12 protein-coding genes are annotated in these 10,895 nt (G+C 42.1%); 4 read left to right on the top strand and 8 right to left on the bottom strand.

What is annotated here, in order from left to right; translation table 11 throughout:
- Positions 1 to 154: 154 nt before the first annotated feature.
- Positions 155 to 382 (bottom strand): hypothetical protein, encoded by a 228-nt coding sequence (locus GW12_RS13625; protein WP_034588536.1) that lies wholly within the window; start codon positions 380 to 382, stop codon positions 155 to 157.
- Between the two features lie 114 nt (positions 383 to 496).
- On the bottom strand, positions 497 to 706 hold the full coding sequence (locus tag GW12_RS13620) for a cold-shock protein (protein ID WP_034588533.1): 210 nt from the start codon (positions 704 to 706) through the stop codon (positions 497 to 499).
- Between the two features lie 529 nt (positions 707 to 1,235).
- Here GW12_RS13620 and katE point away from each other — a divergent pair.
- Complete coding sequence (gene katE / locus GW12_RS13615) at positions 1,236 to 3,356, top strand: catalase HPII (protein ID WP_034588532.1); 2,121 nt, start codon at positions 1,236 to 1,238, stop codon at positions 3,354 to 3,356.
- A 62-nt stretch (positions 3,357 to 3,418) separates the two neighbouring features.
- Here the strand turns inward: katE and GW12_RS13610 are convergent, their stop codons facing one another.
- Positions 3,419 to 4,111, bottom strand: a complete 693-nt coding sequence (locus GW12_RS13610; protein ID WP_034588531.1) for an LrgB family protein — start codon at positions 4,109 to 4,111, stop codon at positions 3,419 to 3,421.
- Positions 4,108 to 4,533, bottom strand: coding sequence for a CidA/LrgA family protein (locus GW12_RS13605; protein ID WP_034588529.1), 426 nt, complete (start codon positions 4,531 to 4,533; stop codon positions 4,108 to 4,110). Before GW12_RS13605 ends, GW12_RS13610 begins: the two co-directional genes overlap by 4 nt.
- Positions 4,534 to 4,634: 101 nt before the next feature.
- Between GW12_RS13605 and GW12_RS13600 the strand changes: the two genes are divergently transcribed.
- The gene (locus GW12_RS13600) at positions 4,635 to 5,537 is read left to right on the top strand and encodes a LysR family transcriptional regulator (RefSeq protein WP_034588526.1); all 903 of its coding nucleotides are present in this window, start codon (positions 4,635 to 4,637) and stop codon (positions 5,535 to 5,537) included.
- A 16-nt stretch (positions 5,538 to 5,553) separates the two neighbouring features.
- Here the strand turns inward: GW12_RS13600 and GW12_RS13595 are convergent, their stop codons facing one another.
- Positions 5,554 to 6,099: a serine O-acetyltransferase gene (locus tag GW12_RS13595; RefSeq protein WP_034588523.1), complete on the bottom strand. Its 546-nt coding sequence runs from the start codon at positions 6,097 to 6,099 to the stop codon at positions 5,554 to 5,556.
- Between the two features lie 535 nt (positions 6,100 to 6,634).
- On the opposite strand from GW12_RS13595, the gene GW12_RS13590 reads away from it, so the two are divergent.
- Positions 6,635 to 6,892, top strand: a complete 258-nt coding sequence (locus tag GW12_RS13590) for a hypothetical protein (RefSeq protein ID WP_052127933.1) — start codon at positions 6,635 to 6,637, stop codon at positions 6,890 to 6,892.
- 187 nt (positions 6,893 to 7,079) lie between these two features.
- Here the strand turns inward: GW12_RS13590 and GW12_RS13585 are convergent, their stop codons facing one another.
- Both GW12_RS13585 and GW12_RS13580 read right to left on the bottom strand, forming a co-directional pair.
- Positions 7,080 to 7,436 (bottom strand): hypothetical protein, encoded by a 357-nt coding sequence (locus GW12_RS13585; RefSeq protein WP_034588542.1) that lies wholly within the window; start codon positions 7,434 to 7,436, stop codon positions 7,080 to 7,082.
- A gap of 298 nt (positions 7,437 to 7,734) precedes the next feature.
- The gene (locus GW12_RS13580) at positions 7,735 to 8,433 is read right to left on the bottom strand and encodes a DUF3820 family protein (protein WP_034588521.1); all 699 of its coding nucleotides are present in this window, start codon (positions 8,431 to 8,433) and stop codon (positions 7,735 to 7,737) included.
- 464 nt (positions 8,434 to 8,897) lie between these two features.
- Here GW12_RS13580 and glyA point away from each other — a divergent pair, with 464 nt between their 5' ends.
- Entirely contained in the window at positions 8,898 to 10,151 is a 1,254-nt protein-coding gene (gene glyA / locus GW12_RS13575; protein WP_034588520.1) for a serine hydroxymethyltransferase, read from the top strand.
- A gap of 61 nt (positions 10,152 to 10,212) precedes the next feature.
- Here glyA and GW12_RS13570 read toward each other — a convergent pair whose 3' ends face one another.
- Positions 10,213 to 10,779, bottom strand: a complete 567-nt coding sequence (locus GW12_RS13570; protein WP_052127932.1) for a hypothetical protein — start codon at positions 10,777 to 10,779, stop codon at positions 10,213 to 10,215.
- Positions 10,780 to 10,895 lie beyond the last annotated feature (116 nt).

The raw sequence follows: 10,895 nt of genomic DNA, 5'->3' as shown, positions 1-10,895 counted from the left end.
AGATGCACGCTGAGCGCACCATCTTCTTTATTATTTTTTCTAATTAAAAAGCTTAGTTCTAAGGTTAGTAGCTATTTCCCTAATAGGAATATAGATACACAAATGCCATCTCTAAAAGATGGCATTTAAGAATTTATTACTTATAGCGAGACAATTAGCAAATCCGCTCTTTAAACTTAAACAGCTCATTGCTCTTGGTATAAAAAGAACGGCCATCCAGATTGAGATCTACGATATTTCCAGATTCAAGTAAAACACGTTTACCTACTTCGACCCACTTAAAGCCCTGATGGGTATTTTGCTGTTTATTTAAAGGAATGAGAGAAACAAGAATTTCGGTGCCATTCGCGGCTTTTGCAATTAAATTGTTAAATTGATTCATTGTGTTACCTATTATTTTAATAATTTTTCCTATTGTGCCAATAAGAGAAAATCAGAATTTTAAACATATAAAAAGGGAGCCTGTCATCAGGCTCCCTGATCGAAATATTACGACTTAAAGTGCAATAATATTTACGGCATTGGGGCCTTTTTGACCGTCAACAATACTGAAGGAAACCTGTTGACCTTCGAATAAAGTTTTAAAGCCTGAGCTGTTAATTTCACGGAAATGAGCGAAAACATCTGGACCAGATTCTTGTTGAATAAAGCCGAAACCTTTAGTTTCATTGAACCATTTTACGGTACCAGTTACGGTATTAGACATAATATAACCTTTTGAATTGTAATATTTTTCGAATTAAATAAACGAAAACAGGATGCAAATAGAAAAGAATTGAAATGATAATCTGAAAAAACGAATGCTAATAAAAACTTAAAAACGACGAGACTTAAAGATAATTAAATGACAACACTTTGTATTTGAGTTTCATCATACTCTTATTATCAAAATAATCAATAAAAAATTAAATTAATATATAAATATTTTATAAAGAGCTGTTTTATAACAACATAAATAAAATCATTACTTTCGAAAATAACATGAAGAGATATTGAGATCATCAATCTGCTACATAGCATACAGACCACTCCTGAAAGATTAAGCGATCAGTACACAGTGTCACAAAGCGCTACAACACCTCTGCAAACCACATAGTATTTTAGATGGGCACTTCATCAGTCATAACACTATTTCAAATGAGAGTGAGAACTCGTCGAGATTTAAATAAAACAAGATAGAAACAGTAGCGCCGAGCCGCAGGTTTTTATCTGAACAGCAATAATAAGGAAATCACATGAAAGAGTCTAAAAGTGAGCTAGCAGGCACAGATCGCCCAGATTTAAACAATCACAATGAAAAAAATGCCCAGCTGGATGCCTATCGCCGTGATGCCACTGGTCAGGCACTGACGACTAACCAGGGGGTGAAAATTGCAGATAACCAGAACAGCCTAAGGGCGGGTAGTCGTGGCGGAACTTTGCTGGAAGATTTTATCTTTCAGGAAAAAATGACCCACTTTGACCATGAGAGAATCCCTGAGCGTATTGTGCATGCGCGCGGTGTTGCGGCACATGGCGTATTTAAAGCCTATCCGGGTAATGAGCGTTTTACCAAGGCCGCTTTCCTGACCGATACCGAGCGTGAAACGCCAATGTTTGTGCGTTTCTCTACTGTACAGGGGCCGCGTGGTTCAGCTGATACAGTACGGGATATCCGTGGTTTCGCCATGAAGTTCTATACCCAAGAAGGGGTATATGACCTGGTGGGAAATAATGCACCGGTGTTCTTTATTCAGGACGGGATCAAATTCCCGGATTTCGTGCATGCCATGAAACCGGAACCGCATACGGAGATTCCAACTGCACAAACAGCACATGATACCTTCTGGGATTTTGTTTCTTTAGTGCCTGAAACTGCGCATGCCGTGATGTGGGCGATGTCGGACCGTGCTATTCCGCGTAACTTCCGTTCAATTCAAGGCTTTGGCGTCAATACTTTCCGTATGATCAATGCGGAAGGCGAGGCTGTCTTCGTAAAATTCCACTGGACGCCAAAGCAAGGTCTGACCCAGCTAACCTGGGATGAAGCACAGAAACTGGCGGGCCGTGACCCGGATTTCCACCGCCGTGATTTATATGATGCGATTGAATCAGGTAACTATCCGGAATGGGAACTGGGCGTACAAATCGTGCCTGAAGAAGATGAGCACAAGTTTGATTTCGACTTGCTGGATGCCACAAAAATTATCCCTGAAGAACTGGTGCCAGTGACTCCGATAGGCAGCTTTGTCCTAAACCGTAATGTTGACAATTTCTTTGCCGAAACCGAGCAGGTGGCTTTCTGTCCGGCACATATCGTACCGGGTATTGATTTCTCCAATGACCCATTATTGCAGGCGCGAATTTTCTCCTATACCGATACCCAGCTGATTCGTCTGGGTGGACCGAACTTCCATCAAATTCCGATTAATCAGCCGGTATGTCCATTCCACAATAATCAGCGTGATGGTTATAACCAGCGTGCGATTCATCGTGGACAGGCGTCTTATGATCCAAACTCGATCGACAACAATTGGCCAACTGAAACCACACCTGCAGCATCCAATGGGGGTTTTGAAAGTTATGCTGAACGCATCGATGGCCGTAAAATCCGCGAACGCAGTGCATCCTTCAGTGATCATTTCACCCAGGCACGTCTGTACTATCGTAGCCTGACCCCGTACGAGCAGCGCCATACAGTGAATGCCTATGTATTTGAGTTGAGCAAGGTGCAGCGCGTACAAATTCGTGAGCGTGAAGTACTGGAAATACTGTGCAATATCGATCTGGATCTGGCTCAACAGGTGGCGACCAAATTAGGTATTGTGATTCCCCCGGAAAAGCTAAATGTACAATTGCCAGAAGTGACACCATCGAAAAAAATCTCGCTGGAAGCCTTCCCGGCACCAGACATTAAAGGTAAGAAAATTGCCGTATTGGTTCATGATAAAGTGAATCAAGCCAATGTCGATGCTGTATTAGCATGGGCCAAGGAGGAAAGTGCCATTGCAGAAGTGCTAGCACCAACCCCGGCGCCGGTGGTGAGTAATACCAATGCCACAGTGATGGCTGACGGTATGCAGCGCGGTGAGCCTTCAGTACTTTATGATGCAGTCGTCATGGTGGATGGTGACAACTATGAGCAGGTGCTGAAAGATGGTACAGCCAAACATTATATTATCGAAGCTTATGTACACTTGAAGCCAATTGTGTTGCTTGGTGAGAAAGCTGACCTGATCAATACACTCGGTCTGGTCGCAGATGAAGGCACCTTAACCCATCAGGACTTTATGGCTGTTGCACCTGAGCTGAAACAACTGATTATGAAACACCGGATCTGGTCACGTGAAGAAATCTCGGAAATGATTCCAGGTTAATTCCTGTATATCCTGAATTAAAAAAACCGGCTTTGATAAGCTGGTTTTTTTAATGAAATATTCTAGAGAATGGCAACTGTAAAACGGATCAGATAAGGTCCAACCAGCACCATAAACACCCCGGCAAGTACCATGGTCAGGCAAGCAGCAACACCTTCTTCTTCATGGCGGGCAAAGGCTTTACTGGTACCAAAACCGTGGGCAGCATTACCAAAAGCAGCACCTTGAGCAAAATGGGAATTCAGCTTCATCGCTATTAATAGTAAATCACCAAATACCACACCTGCTGTTCCGGTAATCATGGTAAACAGAATCACCAGTTCAACCGAGCCGCCAATATTGGACGTCAGCTCCATGGCAAAAGGCGTTGAAATGGAACGGGCCATCAAGCTATACGTTGTTTCCTGATCAAACTGGAACAATTTGGCCAGATAGAAGGAACTAATCACGCTCACAATCATGCCTACCACAATGCCGAGACTGATTGAAAAAGCATGTTGCCGGATCACTTTACGGTATTCATAAATTGGCACTGCAAAAGCCACAGTGGCTGGCCCTAGCATCCACATAATCCATTTGCTGTCTTGCATATAGGTTTCATAAGAGACATGAAACAGGCTCATGCCGACAATAATCACACATGGCACAAACAGCCCTGGATTCAGCAGTAAATAGGGAAATTTACGGTACAGCTTTTTCGCCAGGATATAACAGACAATGGTGGCCATGACGCAAAGCAGGGAAGCAGTATTCATTTCTGTTCAGCCTCCCGCAAGCTGACTTCACGTTTGGCTTTCCAGGCTGCTTCCAGCTTAAAGCCCCAGAATACGGTATAAGCGGTGATGACCATGACCAGGATGGTACCAAGGGTGACAGCCAGCACCAACTGCCAGCCTTGGGCCAGGAACAGGCCTTTATATTTGATGACACCGACCACACAAGGTACAAATAGCAGTACCAGATCACCGAGAATAAAGCTGGAACCTGCTTTAATCCACTGCAGTTTAAACACGCCGCTAAGTAGGGCAGCCAATACCAGAAACAGACCAATCACGCCGCCAGAAATCGGCAAATCCAGCCATTGCTGGATAAGCGCGCCTATTTCCCAGATGGCAATCAGCAGGAGAAGCTGAAAAATAATCAGGCCAATCCGGGCCCATTTAGTTTTGTTCAGCATAATGAATCACAATATCTTGAAACTATGGTTATATTTTAAAATTGACCGATTACTTATATTATGAATAATAAAATTAAAATTATGCTGAATTGGAATAATTGGTGGATCTTAAAAGCCTGAATATTTTTGTGAAGATCGTGCAGCTGCAAAGCTTCAGTCTGGCAGCTGAAGAAATCTCGGTGACCCAGCCGACCATTTCTAAGGCAATTGATACCCTGGAAGAAGAAATTGGTGCGCCACTTTTTCATAAAGGGCAGGCTGGACGGAAGCGCGATACGGCATTGACCTATATCGGCGAGCAGGTCTATCAGCATGCACTGACAATTCTGGATGAACAGCAACGGATATTTGAAACAGTCACGAGAATCCAGCAACTTAAACAGGGCAAACTAACCATTGGTTTGCCACCGATCGGTTCGACCTTATTTAGCCGGCTGATCGCCCAATTCCATAAACAGTATCCGAATATCGAACTGAGCTTTTTTGAAGTTGGCGCGAATGCGATTGAAGATGCGATTCTGGCGAAAAAGATTGATGTGGGGATTTTGCTCGGACATTTGCCGCCGAATTTAAACAGTATCCCGATCATCGATTCACCGATGTGTCTGCTGTCACGCAAGACTTCAGCCTGGAAAAACCGGAAAACGGTTTCCTTGATTGAACTGAAAGAAGAATCTTTTTTACTGTTTAATGATACCTTTCGACTCAATCCCATGATTATTCAGGCGGCCCATCAGGTGGGTTTTGAGCCTAATATTGTCTGTAAAAGCAGCCAGTGGGACTTTATTGCCAAAATGGTGGATCTGGATGTCGGGATTACTTTGCTTCCCAAGATTTACTGCGAAAAGCTGGATCAGGAAAAATTCAGTATCAGTGTGCTGGAAAATCCATCCATGCGCTGGACTATTAGCATGGCCTGGAATACAACGGTCGCGATGACACCGGCTGCAAAGGCCTGGTTGCAGATTGTGAAAGAGAATCTGGATCAGATCAGCTTTTTCTAATCCAGTATCGTGAAAATTATGGTTTGGGAATAGACCAGCGACGGTTTACTGAAGTGCCAGCATTATTGTAATGAATCACCTTGGCGTAGTTACCGACTGCCGTAGCATTTTCCGGAATGTCCTTGGTCACGACACTGCCCGCACCGATGGTGGCATTATTGCCAATCTTGACATCATCAATAATGCAGACATTTGGGCCGATATAGACATTGTCGCCAATAGTTGCCGCCTGCCGGCCACCGTTAGCCCCAATGGTAGTGAACTGGGACAGGTTCACGTTATTGCCAATAATCGTGGTTGGATTGACCACCAGTGGCCCGCCATGACCGATATACAGCCCATAACCAATTTGCGTGGTGCAATGAATGTCGATGCCGTATTTCTTTTTCTTGTAATAAAAAATCGGATAAGCCAGTTTGGCAATCCATGATTTTGAAGCAGCCAGACGTAACCAGAAGCTAAAGTTAAAGCCTCGGTTAAACAGATAATTCTTGATGAAAGATTTTGATGAAGTGTTACCGCAATAGCGATACAGATCACTTAATATCAGTTGCCAGGTCATGAGGAAAAGCAAAAAGAAAAGACAGGCTATTTTGCGCTGAAATGCGTGATTTCGGAAGTCTGAAAGACTAGCGGATTTAATAAAAAACTCAATTTAAAATTTGTATAAATCTACTTTTAGAAATGTAAAAGGGTATTGTTCCCTCAATTTATGCGATCTATATTGTACTCACGGTAGGTCAAAAACCAAACGACGCTACCATTTAGTTGTACGGATCAATGACAGTTAGTTGAGTCAGAACTTCGGTTCCGACAATAAATCTAGCACTAGCCATCCAACACAGAGCCCGCAGCGATGCGGGCTTTTTAATGTCAAAATTTTCATGAAAAGATGAGGCAATAAATATTGTATGTAACTGCAATTTTGAGTCTGGAAAATTCTCTTAAATTATCTATTTGATTCTAAGTTTATATTATTTAATTTAACTTATCCTGCTAAAAATACTTACATTTTTCCTCCTTTGTCTTTTTCATAACTGTGCTATAAGAAATCAAATGCAGAAATCGTAGAATCAGAATTAAGGGAGGGCAGGACGATGACAGATGAAATGATCGATGTAAAAGTCAAAAACCAGTATGGCAAGGTTCTTGACGCGAAAGCATTGCTGCATGAAGGTGCCAAGGAGATTGACCCATCCCGCCGTATTGTTCAACAGGTTGAATATATTATGGTCGATGGTGAAATTATCCGGCCAAGCATTGAATTATTGTTTAACAGTGAACGCAATGACTGTATTTACCGGATCATGGAACATGATTCGCTGGCAGCATTGTTAAAAACCGCACCACAATAATCATCACGATTAAAACCGATAGAGCTCATCTGATGATGGGCTTTATTTTTGTCGAATGTTTTAAATCTGGGAGAGCAGATGAATCTCTATAAAATGAAATTTGCTTTACAGAAATTGATGTATTTACACTTTATTTAGAGAATGTATAGAAAGCTAAAAAAGCCCACGATAGTGGGCTAGGTTTGATTTAAGCTTCAACAGAAATGAGTTGGACATTGACATCATAACGGTCAAATTCATCCAGAATCTGTTGCAGGGTTTGCTGTGCCAGTTCATCTGAAGGGGGTAGTTGGACTTCTTTATTATTTTGACTGTCAAAACATTCAATATATTGAATCAGCCATTGCTGTTCATTTTCAGTCTTATGAATCAGTACGCGTCGTGGCTGTAGCTCATCACTCATCTGGCGAGGCAGGACATAGGTAATCGCCAGCTGGACATTCTCAAGTTCATCGGCAGCACTGACAAAGGTAATGACCCAGTTGCCCACCTTGCTGAGCTGCATGGGATTATCAAAGGCATCAAATTCGAGATAGTATTGCATGAACGTGATCAGAGTAATTTCAATCACTTCTATATGAACCTGTCTGAAGATGCTTTCCATCACGCGAAAGTCTAAGATTGACTTAATTTTTGTAGGAATAATTATTGAACTTTAATAAAAATAATAACTTAGTTTATAAATCATATATTTTTAATTCTAAAAAATAATGAGTTAAGAGTTTTAAAGACTAAAATTCTGAGGAATTAAGCGATGAATATTTAAAAAAATTTGAATTTCTTGAATGGAAAAAATATCCCTGAGTATTGAATCTAATATTCAGGGAGTAATATAGAAACCGTTATAAAGTCAGAATCGCGTTATTCTCCAACGCCTTGCGTAGGTATGGATCGAGGTCTTCCTGACGCAATAACCATTGCACATAGTCCTGTGGCAGTTCTGCAATGGCAGTGCCACGGTGCTTACCAAAGTTAATCGTGCGTGGGATACGCGCATCTTCGGACACTTCATACAGTTCTTCAATACTGCTGATTTTCAGGTGATGCACGATATGCATCAGGATATTCGCGGTCAGGATAATGTCCATATCGGCACGGTGCGCTTTACGGATCATTTCACGGGCACGGTCGCTGCCACGGGTAATCATATAAATCAGGGCAGAGATATTGTGTGCTTCGGCATCTGGCCAGACGCGGCGCGCCAGGGCAAGGGTACAGATGGCTTTAATCTTCGAGGTATCTACACCGCATTTCTCAATGGCACGGATGTCATAGTCAATATTATGACCAATGATATAGGTGGTTTCTTCAGGCAGGCTAAAGTTGCTGTAATGCGGCTGACCTTCCAGGTCTGATTCCAGAATATGGTGTACGGCCATGGCAGCAAAAGAAATCGGTTCATCACAGCGATATAGCTGGTCAAACAAGCGGCTTTTATCCAGACTGATTTTATGATCGAGAATCTCTACAGGCGCATAAGCAATTTCAATCGGCTGACCGTTAAGAGTATGAGTTTCAGTATCAAGAATAATGGCCTGCATGCGTTTTTACCGTGACGTGAGAGATTGAATACTGTAACTATAAAGGGCAGTAAAGCTAAGCTGCAAGAAGATGAATACAGTTTTCATGGGTGAAATCATCAAAAACAGCATTTCTTTTAGTAAAAATTATAGGATGTAAAAAATGATGAGAGAAAAGAGATTTCATAAGAATGCTCAGAAAAATGTAATTGATAAAATCAGCCGGGTTTGGAGTAGGGCGAGGGAATTCACTAGGCATATAAAGTTAAAAAATAGTCAGCCAGGATTTTAAAGTTTAAGTAATAAAAATCTTCACAAGCAATTCAATAATTTGATTTTACTGGCTTTGCCAGATTTTTCTCCAAAAATGCGCAAAATTTATCAAAAACTGAATAAAGTTCATGATCGAAAATGGCAAAGTTCATGCTACAATACGCGCCAATCTTAGCACGGCTTAAAAGCCCTAATTTAATAGGACCTCGCTAATGTTTGCCAATATCTCTATTGCTGAATTTGATCCAGAACTAGCTCAAGCAATCGCGAACGAAGATGCTCGCCAAGAAGCGCACATCGAGTTAATTGCTTCTGAAAACTACTGCTCACCTGCAGTAATGGAAGCACAAGGATCAAAACTCACTAACAAATATGCAGAAGGCTACCCAGGCAAACGCTATTACGGCGGTTGTGAATATGTAGACGTAATTGAGCAATTGGCAATTGACCGTGCTAAAGAACTTTTTGGTGCTGATTACGCTAACGTTCAGCCACACGCTGGTTCTCAAGCGAACTCTGCAGTTTACCTGGCTTTACTGAACCCTGGTGATACTGTTCTGGGTATGAGCCTGGCTCACGGTGGTCACTTGACTCACGGTGCGAAAGTAAGCTTCTCTGGTAAAACTTATAACTCAGTTCAATACGGCCTGAACCCAGAAACTGGTGAAATCGACTACGAAGAAGTTGAACGTCTGGCACTTGAGCATAAGCCAAAAATGATCGTGGCTGGTTTCTCTGCATACAGCCAAATCGTAGACTGGCAGCGTTTCCGTGAAATTGCGGACAAAGTGGGCGCTTATCTGTTTGTTGATATGGCACACGTTGCGGGTCTGGTTGCTGCTGGCGTTTACCCAAGCCCAGTGCAAATCGCTGACGTAACTACAACTACGACTCACAAAACACTTCGTGGTCCACGTTCAGGTCTGATCCTAGCGAAAGCAAACGAAGAAATCGAGAAAAAACTTCAATCAGCTGTATTCCCAGGTAACCAAGGTGGTCCTCTGGTTCACGCGGTTGCTGCGAAAGCAATCTGCTTCAAAGAAGCAATGGCACCTGAATACAAAGCCTACCAACAACAAGTGGTTAAGAATGCGCAAGCAATGGCTGAAGTGCTGATCGAACGCGGTTATGACGTTGTTTCTGGCGGTACGAAGAACCACCTGTTCCTATTATCTCTGATCAAACAAGACATCACTGGTAAAGACGCTGATGCTTGGTTAGGTGCTGCTCACATCACTGTGAACAAAAACTCTGTACCAAACGACCCACGTTCTCCATTCGTAACTTCTGGTATCCGTATCGGTACTCCAGCAGTAACGACTCGTGGTTTCGGTGAAGCAGAAGTTCGTGAACTGGCTGGCTGGATCGCTGACATCCTGGACAGCAAAGGTGACGAAGCTGTGATCAACACTGTAAAAGCGAAAGTTGAAGCAGTGTGTGCAAAATTCCCTGTATACGCTAAATAATTTTAGCTAAAGCAGAAAAAAGCTCCCAAATCGGGAGCTTTTTTTATGCCTCATTTACACATTAACAATACTTAAAATAGTAGCTATAGTCAGAAAGCGTATTCTGCTGTAAATCTATTTGCTGTTGGTTCTGCAGCTTATGAATCAGCGCGTGGATATCTTCACTAATGCTGGAAGTGGTTTCTGTAGTAAAAAAATGTTTCAGTACATAATCAATTGGAAATACGATCTGTCCACCGATATCCAGACCAAAATAATACTGTGGATCTGTTAGGACAGTGGTTGGTGTAACAGGAAACATATTCAGCTCTTCCAGACTAAGCCAGTGTTCCGGATAGCTTAGTTCAGAGCAAATGAAGAATCCGATATGACTGGTGATGAATAGTACGGTATTCAGCTTTTGCAGGGTCTTGCTAAAGTCTGGTGCTAAAGTCCCCAGATGTTTTTTAAAGGCAAAGAAGAACTGATCCAGACGTAATAGGCTTTGTGGACTATTATCAAAGTTCACGGTTTGCAGTGCATCACTGACATAAAAGTTATGTTGCAGTTCTGCTTGCTGCAATTGTTTGCGCAGACCTTGCATAAAAACCGTGGTACTGTATGTTGAAGCAGAGTGTACAAATGACATCATATTCTTCTTTTTATGGTGTGTTTTAGTTTTAAATATACGCAGATTCAAATCCCAAGTGCGACACATTTGTAGTTAGTTGAAAAAGTTAGGTGTATTCATAGCGCAGATTCAAA

The sequence above is a fragment of the Acinetobacter sp. HR7 genome (assembly GCF_000773685.1).
GTDB classification, from domain to species: domain Bacteria; phylum Pseudomonadota; class Gammaproteobacteria; order Pseudomonadales; family Moraxellaceae; genus Acinetobacter; species Acinetobacter thermotolerans.
This window is presented reverse-complemented; position numbering and strand designations above follow the sequence as displayed.